Below are 18,852 nucleotides of genomic sequence, written 5' to 3' on the forward strand. Positions count from 1 at the left end.
AGGTGTATTATTTGAACCAATTGCGGGTAAACATTTTATCAACATCCTCAAACGCTACTTTTAGGAGTTGAGCTAGTTCTCTGTATTGAGGCCGCGATTTTAACGAACTTAATTGACACCCCTGGGCACGCATTTTAGCGTGAATATCGTGGTACCAATGTTTAAGTTGCGGAGGCAATGTTTGGTTGGAGCGATGCCCTAACCAAAAGAGTCCTTGCATAGGTAGGCTTAAGAAAAACGCACCAATTGCCAGAGACTGTGGTAAATAGTCGAGTCCAAAGGTGTTAATCATAATCGCGCAGGCAAGCACCGCCATTGGTGGCATAGTCTTCAGGGCGAATTTAGTCGTTGCGACGACACGACTATCGGGAAAGTAAGCGTATAATTCCTTTCTGACAGGCCAGGTGTTCATATAGGATTGGCCTTCCCGGAAAATATTAGCTACAGATTGAGACACATTGCACCCCGCTATTACTACGAACTCAATGGCAAGCGTTACCATCTCATAAAAAAACATTTATATAATACGCGACTTTTCTCAGTATAGCCTAGAAAGTTGTTCAAAATTACAAAAATGTAAAGTTTCTTGTGGCCTATTATATGACCCATGGCTTTCAGAAACTCGTTTCACTGCTTTCATCCCTTGGCTTCAGATCTTTCTAATAACGTTAGAAAATAGGCATCTTCCATTGAATGTGCTAAATTCGGCCCCACAAATCTGAGACAGTTTCATGAAAAATTTTTGGAGAAAAAAATGGCAGAAAGCAGACATGTGCGCCTTTTAATTTTAGGATCGGGTCCTGCGGGCTATTCAGCCGCAGTATATGCAGCGCGTGCAAATCTGGAACCTGTTTTATTAACCGGTATCCAACAAGGCGGTCAGCTAACTACCACTACGGATGTTGAAAACTGGCCCGGCGACCCAGAGGGATTAACAGGACCTGATCTGATGGTCAGAATGCAAAAGCATGCGGAGAAGTTTGATACTGAAATTATCTTTGACCATATCAACAAAACAGACCTCTCAAAGCGTCCTTACACTCTTCATGGCGACAATGGCACGTATACCTGTGATGCCTTAATCATTGCCACCGGCGCATCCGCAAAGTATCTTGGACTTGAATCTGAACAAGCATTTATGGGTAAAGGTGTATCTGCCTGCGCTACCTGTGATGGCTTTTTCTATCGCAACCAAAAGGTTGCCGTTGTGGGGGGCGGTAATACAGCAGTGGAGGAAGCACTATATCTATCCAACATCGCTTCTGAAGTGCATGTTATTCATCGTCGTGAAACGTTTCGCAGCGAGAAAATTCTTGAACAACGTCTTCGTGAAAAAGCAGAAAATGGCAACGTAGTCCTTCATTTAAATCGCACTCTTGATGAAGTATTGGGAGACGAAATGGGGGTAAATAAAATTCGTATTGCTGACACCCAATCTGATGCAAAAGAAGAACTGGACGTCATGGGTTTATTTATAGCTATCGGACACAAACCTAATACCGATATTTTCGCCGGCCAACTTGAAATGAAAGATGGCTATATTATTGTCAATAGCGGACTTAACGGTAATGCGACGCAAACCAGTGTCGAAGGTGTATTTGCGGCTGGTGATGTCAGCGACCATGTTTATCGTCAGGCGATAACATCTGCAGGAACCGGCTGTATGGCGGCCCTTGATGCCGAGAAATATCTTGATGGTATTAAAATGGAGCAGTAGGGTGTTGTTTATTACAGGCTAAGGTGCTTTACCTTAGCCTAATTTTCTTATTCCATCTCTTTACCTATGATTGAAATTCCGTATCTACATCCTAAAAGTCCCTTCCCTGAGGTATCGACTGCTCTTGACGAGCCAAACGGGTTACTTGCGTTTGGTGGCGGACTCGATGTGAGTCGTCTGTTTACTGCTTACTCACAGGGTATCTTTCCGTGGTTTAGCGAAGAAGAACCTATTCTCTGGTGGTCCCCTGATCCGCGCGCTATTATTTATTTAAATGAGTTTCATATTTCTCGCTCCTTACGTAAGTTAGCCAATAAAAAGCGTTACCAGGTAACCCTTAATCGGAACTTTAAGGCGGTAATTGCAAAGTGTGCTGAAATTCCTCGCCACCTGCCAGGGAGCACTGAGCTTAGCGGTACCTGGATTACCGAGGATATGGTCACTGCTTATCGTGCGTTGCACGAATCTGGACTCGCCCATTCGGTTGAAGTGTGGGATGAAGACCAACTGGTAGGGGGACTGTACGGCGTGGGAATTGGCAAGGTTTTTTGTGGTGAATCAATGTTTCACACGCGCACAGATAGTTCGAAACTTGCATTAATGGCTTTGGTAAAACATATGCAAAAATTTGAAATGGCATTTATTGATTGTCAGCTTCCTACTCCGCATTTAAAGAGTCTGGGAGCCAAAACCGTGCAGCGTGACCAATTTATTCATTCATTGCACAAAAATAATGCGACAGTAGACGAAGAGGGATATTTACTTGATGCATATTGTGATGCCTGGAAAGCACAGGAAATCACGCCATGAAATTTGGCATCACGCAAGCTTTTTCATGTAGTTATCTGCCCGACGAACATGAGCAGCTACTTGTGTTTGCTGGTGAAGAAAAACTTATCGCTTACCGTTATGCGCAACTTATTCAAGTGGGGTTTCGCCGCAGTGGTGAACAAATTTATCGGCCTCACTGCCCACACTGTCACGCCTGCGAATCCATAAGGGTGCCTGTTTCTCAATTTGTTCCCTCAAAAAGTCAAAAACGCATTCTTTCTCGCAATAAAATGATTAGAACGGTACTAAGCAGCGCTCCTCAACCATCATATTATCCACTTTACGAAAACTACATTTCGACTCGCCATATAGATGGCAGCATGTACCCGCCCAGTGAAGAGCAATTTGAAAGTTTTATTACCTGTTCGTGGCAACCGCCTATGTTTATTGAAGCGTATGACGATCAACAATTAATTGCTGTTGCGGTAACTGACGTTATTGAAGATGGTTTTGGTCATTCCGGTTTCTCAGCGCTTTATACTTTTTTTAACCCGGCATACGCGGACCGGTCAATCGGCACCTTCATGATTTTGCAACAAATTAAGTTTGCAGCCCGGCTAAATAAAAATTGGCTATACTTAGGCTATCAGGTAGATGGATGTAAAAAAATGAATTATAAGACACGTTTTTTACCTCACGAGAGGTTTAGTGAAGGAAAATGGTGTAGAATAGATAAAAAATCGGCCTAAGCGCTTTACACATGGAGCCAGATTGGTTAATGTCTGCGCGGCAAAAAATATAGACTTACTGAGGTAACTGCTTTCAATGGCAAAAGAAGATTGTATCGAAATGGAAGGGACGGTATTGGATACCCTGCCAAACACCATGTTTCGCGTAGAGCTTGAAAACGGTCACGTAGTGACTGCTCATATTTCGGGAAAAATGCGCAAAAACTATATTCGTATTTTAACTGGCGATAAAGTGACGGTTGAAATGACACCCTACGATTTAACGAAAGGTCGTATAATCTATCGTGCCAGATAAGCATTGTGCCTATCAGCAATAAATCTCGATAAGTACAAAGCCTCCCCTGCTAACAGGTGAGGCTTTTTCTTATGTCAAATGCCGGTAATCCAGGTTCATCAGTATTTTAACAGCCGCCATTAATTCCAAATATGGCCCTCTCCGATTGCCAGACATTGTTTTAGATAACTAGCGAGAAGTATTGCTGACACCACTGACTGGCTTTATCGATTTCATAACCGACTATCTGCATGGCGTCTCTGGCCCCCTTTATCATTTGGCCGCGTAGATAAGCATCGCCCCGATTGCCTGTTCCCCAACATGGGTTTTTCTCCCGTTCTAGGGTGTTTGGGTACTAGCCCCCGCCACGCCGATAAATGCCGCCCGCTTTAAACCCTTGCCCCTGACCGACTCCGGCAAACAAAGCGGGTTAGTGCTAGTACTCCGTTTTGACTGCCTATTGCGGGATAGAGACAGTGTCAGTCACCTTCTCTTTCTGGCGTTTCCTGAATAATCCGCGTACATCGTCAAGGATAAGATACAGAGATGGAACTAACAGCAGCGTGATAACGGTGGCAAACAAAATACCAAAAGCCAGAGATATCGCCATCGGTATCACTATTTGCGCCTGTAAGCTACGCTCAAAAACAATAGGGAGCAAGCCCATAAATGTTGTCAGCGATGTCAGAATTATCGCTCTGAAGCGTTGTGTTCCAGCACTTATCGCTGCTTCTATTAGGCTATGTCCCTCTTTCCGCGCACGGTTAACGAAGTCCACCATAATCAAGCTGTCATTAACGACTACCCCGGATAGTGCGATGATACCGCAGATAGACAACACACTCACCGCTTTACCCAACAAAAGGTGTCCAACAATAGCTCCGACAATACCAAAGGGTATCACTGACATGATGATTAAAGGCTGCGAATATGAGCGTAACGGAATGGCCAACAATGCATAAATTGCGAATAATGCGAAGAGCAAGCCTTTAGCTAGACTGAGCATCGCTTCGCCCTGCTCTCTTGACGCTCCTTGCAACTGAAAGTTGACCTGAGGATAGCGTGCTTTTAACTCTGGCATAACGGTAGTAATGACTTCTCGAGTAACTTCGCTAGGATCAAGCAATGCTTTATCTACCTTCGCCGTCACCGTAACAGATCGATCACCATCTACCCGAATAATCGAATCAAAGCCTTTGCCTACGGTCATTTCTCCCACTTCTTCAAACGGTATATCATCACCGTTGGGCGCTCTGACCCGCATTGATTCTAAATGTTCAATTGAATTGCGCTCAGATTCCGGATAACGAACCATAACTTTGATTTCTTCTTCGTCACGCTGTAAACGTTGAACCTCAGCACCGTAAAAACCATAGCGTACTTGTTGACCTAATTGTTGCAAGGTAATTCCAAGGGCATCGGCTTGAGCTTTAAGGGAGAGCTGAACTTCGTCACTGCCGCCGGCAAACGTATCATTAATATCTGCAACACCATCGTAAGTAGCTAGTTTGTCCTTGAGTTCATCACTGATGCTTCGCAGGGCTTCGATATCATTAGAGGAAAATTCGAAACTTAAGTCAGCCCCTCCTCCTGGTCCACCGGGCGCACCAATATTGAATGACTTAACCCCCGGGATTTCCACCATTTCATCACGCCACTTTTGATGGATGTCGAAATCCGTCATGTCTCGATTTTCACCCTTAGTGAGTTCCACAAAGATTTGCCCCCCAAGGTTTCCAGTATCAAAGGCGATAGCGTGTTGCACCACCTTTTCACCATTTTCTTTTTTGATTTTATCATCCATGCGATGCATCGCTTTTTGCAAACTGGCGATGGCGTTGTCACGTTGTGAAAGTGATGAGCCAGGTTCCATTTCTACCGTCGCCATCATGAAGTCGCTCGGAATATCAGGGAAAAACACAAATCTTACCAAGCCCCCACCAAATAAGCCTATGGTTAAAATCAACATCGCTATAAACGTGGCAAGGGTCGTGTAGCGATTTTTTATCGCCTTTTTTAAAAATGGGGCGTAACGATACTCTACGAAGGTTTTAATGCCTTCACTAAAGATATCTCTGAATCGTTGTAATCGGTTAGCTTTTTGCGGGTCATAAGGCTTCATATTCATATGCACTAAATGAGCCGGCAGAATTAACTTCGATTCAATTAATGAGAATATTAAACAGATAATGACCACTGCGCCTATGGTTTTCCAAATTACGCCAAACGGACCAGAAACCATTAGCATGGGTGAAAAGGCAGCGATAGTGGTTAGTACACCAAAGGTCGCGGGCATGGCCACCTTTTTAACTCCTGCAATAACGTTGTCGGTACTATGACCTTTGCGGTCAATTTCAGAATACGCCGACTCGCCCATTATAATGGCGTCATCCACCACTATCCCCAGTACAAGAATAAACGCAAACAAACTTAACAGGTTAATTGAGACACCAACCATATCAAGTGGCAATACAAGCAGCGTACCTAAGAAGCAAACCGGTAAACCTACAATTACCCAGAATGCTAACTTGATCTTCAAAAATAGCGACAAAACCAAAAATACTAACAACGCGCCAAAAAACATATTTTCCAGCATCATGTTCAGGCGATCGGCGAGATAAAATGAGCTATCCCCCCATGTGGCGGCTTTAATGTGAGCAGGAAACGTCTTTTCTGCCTCTTCAATATATCCGTTCACGGCTTTGGATATTTCCAGCGCATTTTGGTCGCCAACGGCTCTGACCCGCATACTTACGGAGGGTTTGCCGTCGAACAAAGAATACTGATTTTCCTGTACAAAACCGTCATTAATACGCGCTATATCACCTAGACTAACCCGGCTTCCTGCTTCGTTATTGAGTAACACGATTTGTGCGAAGTCCCAACCTGTGTAAGCCTGCCCTTTTGTTCGAAGCAAAATATCGCCATTTTCGGTACGAATTGAACCACCAGGTAAATCAATACTAGATTGTCTGATTTTGTTGACAACTTCAGCGAAGGTTAGGTTGTACTTTTGCAGATCAACTTCCGACAACTCGATGGATATCTCATAGTCTCGCGCTCCAACTACTTCCACACTGGAAATGCCCGGCAGATTAGCGATGGTATCCCGCATGTCTTTGGCAAACTCTTTAAGTTCGCGTTCCGATGCATCACCATATACCGACACCCAAATTACATCCTGCTGAATCTTTTGCCGGTAAACCACAGGCTTTTCTGTATTCAACGGAAAGGTAGGAATCGCATCCACCTGCACCTTAACTTCGTCCAAAACATCTTGAACGTCATAGTCTTCTTCTACTTCTATGGAAACTGTTCCCATTCCCTCAGTAGCGGTCGAGGTGATTTGTTTTATGCCCTCAAGGTTTTTTACCGCCTCTTCTATTTTAACAATGACACCTTCTTCCACTTCCTGAGGCGCCGCCCCTAAATACGGTACCCTTACATTGATAATATTGATGTCGAACGCAGGGAAAATTTGCTTCTGGATACCGAAGGCGCCCATTATCCCACCAACAATGAGGATCCACATCAATAAGTTAGCTGCGACCGAATTGCGAGCAAACCATGCGATGATGCCATGCTGAGTATCGATTTTATCCATCAGTTGGCCGCCTCTTGTGCAGCAATACTGGAAGTATCATCCTCTTTGTCATTCTCTGGAGATGCACTTGCAGGAACTTCATCACCGGGTAAACGCACTTTCATCCCATCATAAGGATTAGGTACAGCGCTGGTAATAACCTGACTCTCTTCATCCAAACCTGATGAAATATAAACATGCTGGGCGTTTGTACGCACTACTTCTACCGGACTGATTTTGACTTCGCGGGCGTCCGTAACCTGTAACACAGTATTGTCAAGGCGAAGTACATTTCGCGGCAGCACAAATAATCGTTGAGATTGAGTTCCGGTAATTTCAGCTTGTACAAACTGGCCAAACCTTAGTGGCGTTTTATCAATGTCTTCTCTGGCATATGGGTCGTCCAGTTGAGCGATAACATAGATAACACGGCTCCCCGCATCTAGAATTCCTTCTGAACGAACAAGCTCAGCTTCCCACGCTTTTTTCTTTCCTGCCACCGAGGCTGTCAGGGTAACTGGTGCGGCCTTATTTATTTGACGTTTAAGGTCAATAAACGCCATCTCGCTGTCTGGAATAGGCAGTCGTATCTCAGCTTGGTCGGTTGAATAAATGCTGCCGACAATAGAACCAGTTGAGATAAACTGACCTAAATCAACATTTCGTGAAACCACTAAACCGTCATATGGTGCTCTTATTTCTGTGCGCTTAAGGTTGCGCTTAGCACGTTCAAATTTTGCTTCAGCCGCCTTTACATTCGCCTGTGCGGTAGCTAACTGAGGCTTTCTCAGCCCTAGTTCTGGGGCGACAGTGGAGTTTACCGAACGCCATTCTTGCTCAGCCACTTTACTTCGTGCCTTTTCTTCGGTTAGGGCAGCTTTAGCCTGCGCTAACTCTGCTTCTGCCAACTTAAGATCAGTAGCGTAATCTTCCTGTTCCAGGCGAACCAGAAGATCCCCTTTTTTAAATAAGCCCCCCGCCACAAACGTTTCAGAGACTTCCACAACTTTTCCGCTTACCTGCGTACTGATATTGGTTTGGTGCTTTGGTAACACATTCCCTTGCGAATATACTTTGAAGCGTACGTCTTCGCTGTTGATCTGCTGGGCGTCGACTAAAAACGCCTTCGTTTCTACAGGTTTTTGCTCTGGAGGCTTTTTTGCACTAATCAAAAGTGCCGCCGCAAAAATTGCAACTAGAATGATAAGTAAAGGAATACCGCTTTTCATTAACATGGAATTTCGCAATGCCATTCTTTTTCCCTTTAAGGCAATTAACTGGAATGTGTAATAACGTGTGACTTTTACATCCACACCATAACAGCGGTTAAATTTTTATTGTCTGCTATACAGGTCCACTGTCATACATTTATCTTAAAAATGCACAGGTTAGTTTATCGGGAATATTTAAAAGAGGCTTGTGATAGATTGTTAGAAAATGTGTATTAGAGAAATAAAAAAGGTGGCACTACAATGTGCCACCTTTTTTAGTTAAAAGCTGAATTTTACGGAGGACTTTTTAAAGTTTACTCTCCAATTCAGGCAAAACTTCAAATAGGTCGGCTACCAGCCCGTAATCAGCGACCTGAAAAATAGGCGCCTCTTCATCTTTATTAATAGCAACAATAACCTTTGAATCTTTCATACCGGCCAAATGCTGTATTGCTCCCGATATGCCCACCGCAATGTAAAGCTGTGGTGCAACTATTTTACCTGTCTGCCCCACTTGCATATCGTTAGGTACAAAACCCGCATCCACTGCTGCACGCGATGCCCCTATAGCTGCGCCAAGTTTATCTGCAATACCTTCAAGCAACTTAAAGTTTTCACCATTCTGCATGCCGCGCCCACCAGATATAACGACCTCTGCAGCTGTTAATTCAGGACGCTCGGATTCAGTTAATTCTTCTTTGACGAATGCTGATTTCTCCGCTTCTATTACTTCATCGATACTTTCAATGGGCGCAGAATTATTTGATCCAACCGAATCAAATGCCGATGCTCGCACTGTCAACACTTTTACCGTGTCCTCTGATTGTACCGTCGCGATAGCATTTCCTGCATAAATCGGGCGCACAAAGGTATCAGCAGTTTCTACCTCAATAACATCAGAAATTTGTGCTACGTCCAACAAAGCAGCAACCCGAGGCATAAAGTTCTTGCCTGTAGTAGTGGCGGCGGCAAGGATATGGGTGTATCCCTGTGCCAATGAAACCATTAGATCTGCAATGTTTTCTGCAAGTTGGTGACCGTAGGCAGCATTATCTGCCAATAACACTTTTTTAACCCCATCTATTTTTGCAGCAGTCTCTGCCACCGCGTGGCAATTTTCACCCACCACTAATACGTGAATGTCATCGCCCATTTTCGCAGCAGAACCAACAACTTTAGCAGTCTCAGGCTTAAGATGAATATTATCGTGTTCAGCGTAAATTAAAATAGACATCAGATCACCTTCGCTTCGTTTTTGAGTTTATCAACCAGTTCTGCCACATCTGCTACTTTTACCCCACCCTCACGCTTAGGCGGTGGTGTTACTTTGATAATTTTCACCTTGGATTCCAACGGCACGCCATAGTCAGCAGCAGATTTAACATCCAAAGGCTTACGTTTGGCTTTCATAATATTAGGTAGTGATGCGTAACGAGGTTCGTTCAAGCGTAAATCGGTAGTGACGACTGCAGGTAGATTGAGCGCGACAGTTTGCAATCCACCATCTATTTCACGGGTGACATTGACTTTGTCGCCTTCAATGGTCACTTCAGATGCAAATGTCCCCTGCGGCATGCCGGTTAACGCAGCTAGCATTTGACCGGTCTGATTATTGTCAGAATCGATACTTTGCTTCCCTAAAATAACCAACTGGGGCTGTTCTTCTTCGACCACTTTCGCAAGCAACTTGGCGACTTGAAGTGAGTCCAAGTTGCTATCAACCTCAATCTGCAGGCCACGGTCAGCACCTAAAGCTAAAGCGGTTCTAATCTGCTCTTGACAACTTTTGTCACCTATCGAGACGACAACCACTTCTGTGGCTACGCCTTTTTCTTTTAAACGTACGGCTTCTTCAACCGCAATTTCACAAAATGGGTTAATCGCCATTTTTGCATTAGTCAGGTCGACGCCGGATTCATCGGCTTTTACTCTCACCTTGACGTTATAATCGATAGCTCGTTTTACCGGGACGAGTATTTTCATGATTTACCTCAATCGTTGAGTTTTAAGGCATTGCGGATCTTACGTGTTATCCAATTATTTGGTTGGATCTATTTAAAAAAACACGACAAAAACACATTACTTACCTATGCCTTATCTTATGTAGGGAGTTTACGTTAACGTAAACTGGATTGAAATGTACTTACTGTTGACGTAAACGTCAACCTGCTTTACCTTTCCCACCCAATATAATTACATAAAATTGACAACTGCATTGCTGCTTTCAGCTATAGTGCAGATATAAATAACGAAAATGAGGAGCCGGTTGTGGAACGAGAATCGATGGAATTTGACGTGGTGATTGTTGGTGCAGGCCCAGCAGGACTTTCAACTGCCTGTCGATTGATGCAATTGGCGAAAGAAAATGACCAGGAGCTCATGGTCTGCGTGGTTGAAAAAGGCTCTGAAGTTGGGGCCCATATCCTTTCAGGTGCAGTATTTGAGCCCCGGGCACTGAACGAACTTTTTCCTGATTGGAAAGAAAAAGGAGCGCCGCTTAATACACCGGTTACCAAAGATGAAATTTACCTGCTTTCTAACGAGAATGATGCGAAAAAACTTCCTATTGCTATGACGCCTAAAACCATGCATAACGATGGCAATTATATCGTTTCCATGGGTAACGTTTGTCGTTGGCTAGCAGAACAAGCAGAATCTTTAGGCGTTGAAGTGTTTCCCGGTTTCCCAGCCGCACAAATTATTTACAATGACGACGGAAGTGTGGGCGGCGTTATCACTGGGGACATGGGAGTGGGTGCCAATGGTGAACGCAAAGATAGTTACATGCCAGGGATGGAATTGCGTGCAAAATACACCGTTTTTGCGGAAGGAAGCCGGGGCCATCTGGGTAAGGAGCTCATAGAGAAATTTGACCTTGATAAGGAAGCCACAGCCCAGCATTACGCAATCGGATTTAAAGAAATTTGGGATATTGACCCATCCTTACACCAGCCAGGTTTGGTCGTACATAGCGCCGGGTGGCCATTGGATAGCGCCTCAGGTGGTAGTTATTTGTATCATGCTGAAGACAACCAGGTCCTGGTAGGCCTAATTGTCGATTTAGATTATAAAAATCCTTATTTAAGCCCCTTTCACGAGTTTCAGCGATTAAAGCACCACCCTTTGTTTAGTCAGTATCTAAAGGGGGGAAAACGAGTATGCTATGGTGCCAGGGCCATCACCAAAGGAGGGTTGAACTCGCTACCTAAAATGACCTTCCCTGGGGGTTTACTTGTGGGTTGTAATGCAGGCACACTGAACTTCGCGAAAATCAAAGGCAATCACACAGCGATGAAATCGGGAATGTTGGCCGCCGAAGCTATTTTCGAGTCCTTAAATGAAGCTGATAGCGCTCCTGTTGAAATTACTTCATTTTCGGAGAAATTCAAACAATCTTGGGTGCACGAAGAGCTCTATAAATCCCGTAATTTTGGTCCTGCTATTCATAAATTCGGTAATTTCTGGGGTGGAGCATTTAATACCATTGAGCAAAATCTCTTCGGGGGTAATATGTTTGTCACCCTTAAAGATGACACCAAAGATTTCGCGAAAATGGAAACCGTTGACGCCCACGAAAAAATTTCATATCCGAAGCCAGATGGCGAGTTGAGTTTTGATAAACTGTCGTCTGTCTTCCTTTCAAACACCAATCACGAAGAAGACCAACCTTGTCACTTGCAGTTAAAAGATGAATCAATTCCGATTGAAGTAAATTTACCTAAATTTGACGAGCCAGCACAACGGTACTGTCCGGCCGGTGTTTATGAGGTGGTGGAAGAAGCGGGCCAACCAAAATTTCAAATCAATGCGCAAAACTGTATACACTGTAAAACCTGCGATATAAAAGATCCTTCACAAAATATTCGGTGGGTAACACCGGAAGGTACGGGTGGACCAAATTATCCAAATATGTAAAGTTAATTAATTTTAAAAAGCGGATAATATCCGCTTTTTTTTTAGGTCAATTTTACATAATATAAATTTGGACTGGTGTTCAAATTTTAAGGCTTTTAAATGAATGATTTTTTAAATGTACTGACCCATGGAAGACGTTTACAGGGAGCCGTTAAAGATTTAACCATCGCTGAATTAGAAGACGTTCAGCAAAAATTGAATGCAATATTACAAAAGAAAAAGGCTAAAGAAGAGAAACTTCAACAAGAAGAAAAAGAACGACTTGCCAGCGCTGAAAAAATACATTCTCAGATGAAAGCAATGGGTGTGAACTTTGAAGATTTGCAGAAGCTAAATGCGGTTAAGGGTACCACGGGTAAACCTAAAAAGAAACGGCCTGTCAAATACCAAATTAAAGACAACCAAGGTGAACTTCACTCTTGGACTGGCATAGGCCGGATGCCTAAAGTCTTTAAAGAAGCTTTAGAAAAAGGTAAAAAATTAGAAAACTTTTCTATTTAAATCCCTTTTGCCGATATTTTCTGCTCTACCGTTTCCATAACCAAAAACGGATTCTAATAACCATGTATTAGGCAGGTGGCTCAGCCACCTGCCTAATATTTATTCTTGCGAAAATATATTGATATGTTAGAAACATTACATGCTGAAAAGCATCAAATTGATAAAAATGCCCCCTGGTTAATTCTTCTTCATGGATTATTTGGAAGTCTGGATAATCTTGCCGTGGTAAAACGCCACTTTGCATCATCCTATAATATCTTGAATATCGATTTACCTGATCACGGCGGTTCACTCAAGCTTGATCATTTTTCTTTTAAGCTGTGGGTTGATTTATTGGCTTCAACCTTAACAGCCCATCAGATAGAAACCTGCTATGTTCTCGGTCATTCACTGGGGGGGAAACTGGCAATGCAATTGGCGTTAGCAATGCCGGATAGGGTTAAAGGCTTAATTGTTGCTGATATAGCGCCAGTGCGGTATCCCCCTCGTCACCGTCAGGTTTTTCAAGGTCTGAACAATGTTGAGTTAACGCAAATCACTACGCGCAAGGCGGCCGAAAAGCAGTTAGCCGTTTACATTCCTGAGGTCGGTGTCAGACAATTTTTGCTCAAAAGTCTGGTTCAAGATGATGATAAAAGGTGGCAATGGCGCTTTAACCTGCAAAATCTAATAGCCCATTATGATGATATTTGCGATTGGCCCGCCAGTCAGCAGTCTTACCTCGGGCCCACCCTTTTTATAAAAGGTGCATTGTCAGATTATTTAACTCTCAAACATCAGACACAGGTACTTCAATACTTTCCCAACTCGAGTGCAAAAGTATTGCAGGGGGCCGGGCATTGGCTACATGCCGAAAAACCACAGGCATTCAATCGAAGTGTTGAACACTTTTTAGAACAGCAGGTTTGATTTAAAACTTTTTCACCTATTCCAAACCACTTTTTGTAGTTACGTAATGCGAATGATTTTCTGTTGCCAAATATCAGCTATACACTACGCGACATACATAGTTTGTGCTATAGTTGCCGCCCTATCGAATTGAGCAAAACATATTAAACTGTATGATTGCCGAAAATTACGAAACAATTGAAACCGTTGTATTGTATGTAACCCTATTCGGGCTATTTGCGCTGATGAGCTATGCAGTTCACGACGTGTTAAAGAAGAACGATGTTCCGTTAATCGGCCGCATTGTTGCTTACGGCGTGCTAGGTTTGGGCGCATTGGGTTTTGTGGCAAAAGGTGTTATTGAGTTATTCTGGCTCAGTACTGGGGTATAATTTTTAGTTTTTAAGAGGTTAAATATGGCAAGCGTTGGCCTATTTTTTGGCAGCGATACGGGAAATACCGAACACGTTGCTAAGATGATTCAGAAAGAATTAGGTAAACAGCTAATAGATGTGCGAGATATTGCAAAGAGTACGAAAGAAGATATCGCAAATTTTGACCTATTAATTTTTGGCATACCAACTTGGTACTATGGTGAAGCGCAGTGTGATTGGGATGACTTTTTCCCTGAATTGGAAGAGATTGATTTTACCGATAAATTAGTAGCTATCTTTGGTTGTGGTGATCAAGAAGATTACGCTGAATATTTCTTAGATGCGATGGGGATGATAAGAGACATTGTCGAGCCCAAAGGCGCAATATTAGTAGGTGCCTGGCCTACAGAAGGTTATGATTTTGAAGCTTCTAAAGGCTTACAGGATGACAACCATTTTGTTGGTTTAGGGATTGATGAAGACCGTCAGCCAGAGTTAACCGATCAGCGTGTTAAGACATGGTGTAAACAATTGCACGAAGAACTCTGTTTAGCAGAATTAGCCTAACCTGGGGAAGGCTCCACTTCATTTCTTATGAAAGAGCCTTACCAGAGTCCCTTCTATTGAGTTAACGCTACCATCACAAAGAACTAGCATAAGCCGCCTTCGCTCATCTGAGCGCAATTTAATTCAACTAGAATTCCCAAACGCAAATCAGCTCGTCCTTCCCGCCCAGGCGGGAACCTCTTAAACGGAAGTTATAGACCCAAAAAGCACTTTTTAATTACCGAGGAGTAACAACCAGATCCTCCGCCTGCGCGGAGGAAGACGGAATATAATACCTGCGCGGAGGAAGACGGAATATAACACCTGCGCGGAGGAAGGAATATAATACCTGCGCGGAGGAATACGGGATCCAACGCCTGGGCGGGGGAAGACGCTGGCTTTATGCAGATATATCAGAGAAGGTCGCTAAAAGGACGTGCTGTAATAACTAAATTCACTCGCGGTTAGTGCGTGTATATAGTTTACTACGACTCGCTAATGTCTACAGTGTAAACCTTTCCACGGCGCGTTTGAGAGATTCGACCTGAGCGTCTAATCGCATGACGGATTCGTTTGATAAACGGGTACTTTCTGCGCTTGAATCGGCCAGGCTGACAATCGTATTCAGACTATCCGCCACATCGGCCAGTAACTTATCCTGCATACGCGTATCGTCAACGATATGGTGATTTATTTGACTGAGTGCTTCGATAATTTTGCGGATGTCGTCTACTTGCTCACTTACCTGGCTGGTAATGGTGACTCCATCCTTAGCTTGTTCACGTCCAAGGTTGATGGCTTTTACTGCTTGTGCGGCATCTTGTTGTACATTTCCTATCATCGATTCAATTTCTTCAGTTGAATCATGTGTTCTTGTGGCTAAGGTGCGTACTTCATCTGCCACCACCGCAAACCCTCTACCTTGTTCCCCTGCTCGTGCCGCTTCGATAGCAGCATTCAGGGCCAGTAAGTTAGTCTGTTCTGCAATGGTTTTGATCACATCTAAAATACTGCCGATATTGCGGCTGTTCTGATCCAAGCGATGGATGATAGTAGCAGACTCTTCGGCCTGAGAAGCCTGACTTTCAACCTGCCTACGGTTTTCCTGAACCAACTGAAAAATATGATCGCTTTGTTTTGATACCGAATTCAGCTTTTCCATCGCAAGATTAATTTGTTCTAGATTACTTCTGCTGGTGCTTTGCACATTTTCTGTATTCCTGGAGGTGAGTTGCACCTGTTCACGTTGCTGGTCAACATCCTGTAAACTTCGCTCTCCCATAGAAACACTTTCTTTGGTAACGGCAATAAGCTGCTTTTCCTGTTTTAGAATATTACCAATAAGCTCACGCAGATTATCCGTTAAACTGTTTACTTTGCGTGCTAAATCGGAAAATTCGTCATTACCTTCGTCCCGCAACTTTTTAGATAGATCACCTTTACTCAACATGGTTAAACCACGATTTATTCTTGCAAGAGGTCTGGCTATACTGCGGGTTGAGATAACCGCCAGAATTGCTGCGGCAATGAGTCCAAAGACTGAAACAATGACATTTCTGACAAGGTTGTTTTGTACTGTTTCCAAGATGTCGTTCTGTCCATCAAGGCTCGATTGACGGACGTTTTCAAACAAGGTATTGATATTTTCAAGGGCCACATTCAGGGCTTCAGAAGCTAATTCGCGATGGCGATTACTTGCTGCTATTTGCTCCAGCTTTTGCAATTGCAATGACACTAGACTGTTCTCTCCCTGCAGCCCATCCAGTAGCTGCTCATACTGTTCATTGAACATAGCCACAGTTCCACCATCATCCACATCTTGAGCTAATCTATTTAAATAATCCTTATCTACTTGCAAATTACTTAGTTGGTACTTTAAATCTTCCACAATGTTTTGCGTAACTTGTTCGTCATTTGTCGTACCTAGCTCGCTGATAGCGGTATTCATCGTGAGCAGCTTATTGTCAATGGTTGTTCCAGCACCAATTAATGTATTTACCGTTGGGTCATCGCTATCCAGATAAGACAAGTCAAGCATCAGCGCACTCCCCTCGTCAGCAACACGCAACACTTCTTCTAACTTTGTCGCTAATTGCGCCTCTAACGTGAGCCGTTGTCCAATTGCTTCATACATCGCAACGCTTTCTTTTAAATACTTATCACTGGACGCGACCGCTGATTTTAGCGTATCGCTGGATTCGATAAGAGAGACAAGTTGGTTACGTTGTTGAACAAAGGTTTCAGCTTTGGTTTCAAACTCATTGCGGTTACCAAGCAGTCCTTCTGCCGTTGATTCGTGATACCCGTTTGCGGTGATTCGAGCAAGATTAAGTATGTCGGTTTTAACTTCAACCATTTGCGCCTGCACGGGCATTTTTTCTTCTACCACCACCACAGCTGACTGACGAATATCGTTCAAGCCAAAGTACGATAAAATACTGGTTAATAATAATAAGCAACCGAAAAGCGCAAATCCCAAGGTGATTTTTTTAACGACAGTTAACTGCATGCAATGTCTCACTCATGTTGTTTCCTATTTCCACTTTTTATTATGAGTTGTCGGGTGGAAACGAATTTACTTTTCTTTACGTTACCCGACTAATTAAAGCAGACGGCTGCTAGTAAATAAGTCACGTAAACGGATAAAGTTAATACAAGTATACGCGCACGAATTTATTCGCCATATTAGGCCTGAATTAGTTTTCTGGTTGTGCACGATTGGATATTAAAATACCCAAAACTTATACCACAAAAAATACAGCTTTATTAAAGTTATCGTAACTTTTTTATAAATCTTAAGAAACATTCGGCGATTTAATCATCTTTTTCACACCGCTTACTCGCCATCAACGAGCGTGCTAATTTTGAGCAGTTGTCATTTTCTGGGCGGCTTTTACTTCCAAATCTGACCAAGTTACCTATAATAGAAGCTATCTTTAAGCAGCCAGCTATTACAATCTATGGATCAAAATAAAGAATTAAAAAAAGCGGGACTAAAAGTTACCCTTCCAAGATTGAAAATTTTGCAAATTCTCCAAGAACCGGAAAACCAACACATTAGCGCTGAAGATGTGTATAAAATTTTGATCGAACACGGGGAAGAAATTGGGCTGGCAACGGTATACCGCGTGCTAAACCAATTTGATGATGCAGGAATCCTCAATCGTCACCACTTTGAAGGCGGTAAATCAGTCTTTGAGATTAGCCATAAAGCACATCATGATCATCTTGTCTGTTTAAAGTGTGGCAAAGTTATAGAATTTGAAGACGACATCATCGAGCAACGCCAAGTAGAAGTGGCCAAGAGAAATAATATGACTCTCACTCACCATAGTCTTTATTTATATGGTGAATGCAATCTCGGCAATTGTGAAGAGCAAGATTAGTCAGTTTCTTTCTAATAAAAAGCCTGCTCATGAGCAGGCTTTTTTTATGTATTGATCAATGAAAACAAATCTTAGTTAAATTTATAGCGATCGTACGCGAGCAACGCTTTGCGCCAAAGCGGCCCAGGCTTTCCATCTCCAATCAAATTATCATCAACGCTTACCACGGGCGCCACCTCTTTACTCGAGCTGGTTAGCCAAATTTCGTCAGCATTCATTAATTTTTCAGTTGAAATAGTTACTTCTTCAACTTGGATATTTTCATTAATTAAACTTTCGATGAGCAGCTTTCGAGTAATCCCCGGTAACAGCTGATTATCCAGCGGGGGGGTCCTTACAATACCCTGTTCTACAATAAACACGTTACTCGTTGTGGCTTCGGTTATTTCGTTTTGGTGGTTAAACAATATAGATTCGTGCTTACCATCTCGTTTTGCTTCCTGAAAATGCAAAACGTTCCCTAATAATGACGTTGACTTGATATGACAACGCTGCCAGCGCAAATCTTTCGCTAATGAAACATGTAACCCCTTAACTTCATCAGGGTGCGCCGACTGTGAAGGTGGTATCCGAAAAGCAAACGCGAATACCGTTGGCGTTAAATTCTCACTGTAGCCATGATTACGGGTCATTTCCATCCCCCGGCTAACATGAAGGTACACGCCAATGCTGGGCCCCAAATGCGCGCCATTTTTATCTAACAAAGACTGAATAACCCTCTGCCAGCTTTCACGATCAAAAGGATTCTCTATTTCCAATGCTCGTAACCCATTTTCCATGCGTTGCATATGAGCAGAAAAGCCCACTATTCGCCCGCCAAAGCTCGGTATAACCTCATAAATACCATCTCCAAATAAAAACCCTCTATCCATCGGGGATATTTTGGCTTCACTCAACGGCAAATACTGGTGGTTTAAAAATGCTATAGTCGTCATAT

General features: G+C 43.2%; 17 protein-coding genes. 10 read left to right on the top strand and 7 right to left on the bottom strand.

What is annotated here, in order from left to right; translation table 11 throughout:
* Positions 1-7: 7 nt before the first annotated feature.
* Positions 8-457 (bottom strand): terminus macrodomain insulation protein YfbV, encoded by a 450-nt coding sequence (gene yfbV, locus OPS25_RS09145; protein ID WP_265617411.1) that lies wholly within the window; start codon positions 455-457, stop codon positions 8-10.
* 297 nt (positions 458-754) lie between these two features.
* Here yfbV and trxB point away from each other — a divergent pair, with 297 nt between their 5' ends.
* The 4 genes from trxB to infA all read left to right on the top strand — a co-directional run bounded on the left by trxB (position 755) and on the right by infA (position 3,532).
* Positions 755-1,717, top strand: coding sequence for a thioredoxin-disulfide reductase (gene trxB, locus OPS25_RS09150; protein WP_265617412.1), 963 nt, complete (start codon positions 755-757; stop codon positions 1,715-1,717).
* A gap of 66 nt (positions 1,718-1,783) precedes the next feature.
* The gene (gene aat / locus OPS25_RS09155) at positions 1,784-2,527 is read left to right on the top strand and encodes a leucyl/phenylalanyl-tRNA--protein transferase (RefSeq protein ID WP_265617413.1); all 744 of its coding nucleotides are present in this window, start codon (positions 1,784-1,786) and stop codon (positions 2,525-2,527) included.
* Positions 2,524-3,237: an arginyltransferase gene (locus OPS25_RS09160; RefSeq protein ID WP_265617414.1), complete on the top strand. Its 714-nt coding sequence runs from the start codon at positions 2,524-2,526 to the stop codon at positions 3,235-3,237. The genes aat and OPS25_RS09160 overlap by 4 nt, the downstream gene beginning before the upstream one ends.
* Positions 3,238-3,313: 76 nt before the next feature.
* Positions 3,314-3,532 carry a translation initiation factor IF-1 gene (infA, locus tag OPS25_RS09165; RefSeq protein ID WP_008844395.1) on the top strand — a complete coding sequence of 73 codons (219 nt, stop codon included), beginning with the start codon at positions 3,314-3,316 and terminating at the stop codon, positions 3,530-3,532.
* A gap of 436 nt (positions 3,533-3,968) precedes the next feature.
* Here the strand turns inward: infA and OPS25_RS09170 are convergent, their stop codons facing one another.
* From OPS25_RS09170 to OPS25_RS09185, 4 genes are all read right to left on the bottom strand, one after another.
* Positions 3,969-7,115: an efflux RND transporter permease subunit gene (locus OPS25_RS09170; protein ID WP_265617415.1), complete on the bottom strand. Its 3,147-nt coding sequence runs from the start codon at positions 7,113-7,115 to the stop codon at positions 3,969-3,971.
* The gene (locus tag OPS25_RS09175) at positions 7,115-8,341 is read right to left on the bottom strand and encodes an efflux RND transporter periplasmic adaptor subunit (protein WP_265617583.1); all 1,227 of its coding nucleotides are present in this window, start codon (positions 8,339-8,341) and stop codon (positions 7,115-7,117) included. Before OPS25_RS09175 ends, OPS25_RS09170 begins: the two co-directional genes overlap by 1 nt.
* Positions 8,342-8,612: 271 nt before the next feature.
* On the bottom strand, positions 8,613-9,539 hold the full coding sequence (locus OPS25_RS09180) for an electron transfer flavoprotein subunit alpha/FixB family protein (protein ID WP_265617416.1): 927 nt from the start codon (positions 9,537-9,539) through the stop codon (positions 8,613-8,615).
* Complete coding sequence (locus OPS25_RS09185; RefSeq protein ID WP_265617417.1) at positions 9,539-10,288, bottom strand: electron transfer flavoprotein subunit beta/FixA family protein; 750 nt, start codon at positions 10,286-10,288, stop codon at positions 9,539-9,541. The genes OPS25_RS09180 and OPS25_RS09185 overlap by 1 nt, the downstream gene beginning before the upstream one ends.
* A gap of 285 nt (positions 10,289-10,573) precedes the next feature.
* Here OPS25_RS09185 and OPS25_RS09190 point away from each other — a divergent pair, with 285 nt between their 5' ends.
* From OPS25_RS09190 to fldA, 5 genes are all read left to right on the top strand, one after another.
* The gene (locus tag OPS25_RS09190) at positions 10,574-12,220 is read left to right on the top strand and encodes an electron transfer flavoprotein-ubiquinone oxidoreductase (protein WP_265617418.1); all 1,647 of its coding nucleotides are present in this window, start codon (positions 10,574-10,576) and stop codon (positions 12,218-12,220) included.
* A gap of 99 nt (positions 12,221-12,319) precedes the next feature.
* Complete coding sequence (locus OPS25_RS09195) at positions 12,320-12,721, top strand: H-NS histone family protein (RefSeq protein ID WP_265617419.1); 402 nt, start codon at positions 12,320-12,322, stop codon at positions 12,719-12,721.
* Positions 12,722-12,844: 123 nt separating this feature from the next.
* Positions 12,845-13,630, top strand: a complete 786-nt coding sequence (locus OPS25_RS09200; RefSeq protein ID WP_265617420.1) for an alpha/beta fold hydrolase — start codon at positions 12,845-12,847, stop codon at positions 13,628-13,630.
* 152 nt (positions 13,631-13,782) lie between these two features.
* Positions 13,783-14,001 carry a DUF2788 domain-containing protein gene (locus OPS25_RS09205; protein WP_265617421.1) on the top strand — a complete coding sequence of 73 codons (219 nt, stop codon included), beginning with the start codon at positions 13,783-13,785 and terminating at the stop codon, positions 13,999-14,001.
* Between the two features lie 24 nt (positions 14,002-14,025).
* On the top strand, positions 14,026-14,550 hold the full coding sequence (gene fldA / locus OPS25_RS09210; RefSeq protein ID WP_265617422.1) for a flavodoxin FldA: 525 nt from the start codon (positions 14,026-14,028) through the stop codon (positions 14,548-14,550).
* Between the two features lie 481 nt (positions 14,551-15,031).
* Here fldA and OPS25_RS09215 read toward each other — a convergent pair whose 3' ends face one another.
* Positions 15,032-17,038 (bottom strand): methyl-accepting chemotaxis protein, encoded by a 2,007-nt coding sequence (locus OPS25_RS09215; protein WP_265617423.1) that lies wholly within the window; start codon positions 17,036-17,038, stop codon positions 15,032-15,034.
* A 451-nt stretch (positions 17,039-17,489) separates the two neighbouring features.
* Between OPS25_RS09215 and fur the strand changes: the two genes are divergently transcribed.
* Complete coding sequence (fur, locus tag OPS25_RS09220; RefSeq protein WP_265617424.1) at positions 17,490-17,915, top strand: ferric iron uptake transcriptional regulator; 426 nt, start codon at positions 17,490-17,492, stop codon at positions 17,913-17,915.
* Positions 17,916-17,986: 71 nt separating this feature from the next.
* Here the strand turns inward: fur and OPS25_RS09225 are convergent, their stop codons facing one another.
* Entirely contained in the window at positions 17,987-18,850 is an 864-nt protein-coding gene (locus OPS25_RS09225) for a D-amino acid aminotransferase (protein ID WP_265617425.1), read from the bottom strand.
* Positions 18,851-18,852 lie beyond the last annotated feature (2 nt).

It is taken from the genome of Alteromonas aquimaris (assembly GCF_026183695.1).
In the GTDB taxonomy this organism is placed as follows: domain Bacteria; phylum Pseudomonadota; class Gammaproteobacteria; order Enterobacterales; family Alteromonadaceae; genus Alteromonas; species Alteromonas aquimaris.

Bases quoted from the DNA above. Each gene is read 5' to 3' on its own strand.
- trxB (WP_265617412.1), top strand. From the start codon at position 755: ATGGCAGAAAGCAGACATGTGCGCCTTTTAATTTTAGGATCGGGTCCT.
- aat (WP_265617413.1), top strand. From the start codon at position 1,784: ATGATTGAAATTCCGTATCTACATCCTAAAAGTCCCTTCCCTGAGGTA.
- OPS25_RS09160 (WP_265617414.1), top strand. From the start codon at position 2,524: ATGAAATTTGGCATCACGCAAGCTTTTTCATGTAGTTATCTGCCCGAC.
- infA (WP_008844395.1), top strand. From the start codon at position 3,314: ATGGCAAAAGAAGATTGTATCGAAATGGAAGGGACGGTATTGGATACC.
- OPS25_RS09170 (WP_265617415.1), bottom strand. From the start codon at position 7,115: ATGGATAAAATCGATACTCAGCATGGCATCATCGCATGGTTTGCTCGC.
- OPS25_RS09180 (WP_265617416.1), bottom strand. From the start codon at position 9,539: ATGTCTATTTTAATTTACGCTGAACACGATAATATTCATCTTAAGCCT.
- OPS25_RS09185 (WP_265617417.1), bottom strand. From the start codon at position 10,288: ATGAAAATACTCGTCCCGGTAAAACGAGCTATCGATTATAACGTCAAG.
- OPS25_RS09195 (WP_265617419.1), top strand. From the start codon at position 12,320: ATGAATGATTTTTTAAATGTACTGACCCATGGAAGACGTTTACAGGGA.
- OPS25_RS09200 (WP_265617420.1), top strand. From the start codon at position 12,845: ATGTTAGAAACATTACATGCTGAAAAGCATCAAATTGATAAAAATGCC.
- OPS25_RS09205 (WP_265617421.1), top strand. From the start codon at position 13,783: ATGATTGCCGAAAATTACGAAACAATTGAAACCGTTGTATTGTATGTA.
- fldA (WP_265617422.1), top strand. From the start codon at position 14,026: ATGGCAAGCGTTGGCCTATTTTTTGGCAGCGATACGGGAAATACCGAA.
- OPS25_RS09215 (WP_265617423.1), bottom strand. From the start codon at position 17,038: ATGCAGTTAACTGTCGTTAAAAAAATCACCTTGGGATTTGCGCTTTTC.
- fur (WP_265617424.1), top strand. From the start codon at position 17,490: ATGGATCAAAATAAAGAATTAAAAAAAGCGGGACTAAAAGTTACCCTT.
- OPS25_RS09225 (WP_265617425.1), bottom strand. From the start codon at position 18,850: ATGACGACTATAGCATTTTTAAACCACCAGTATTTGCCGTTGAGTGAA.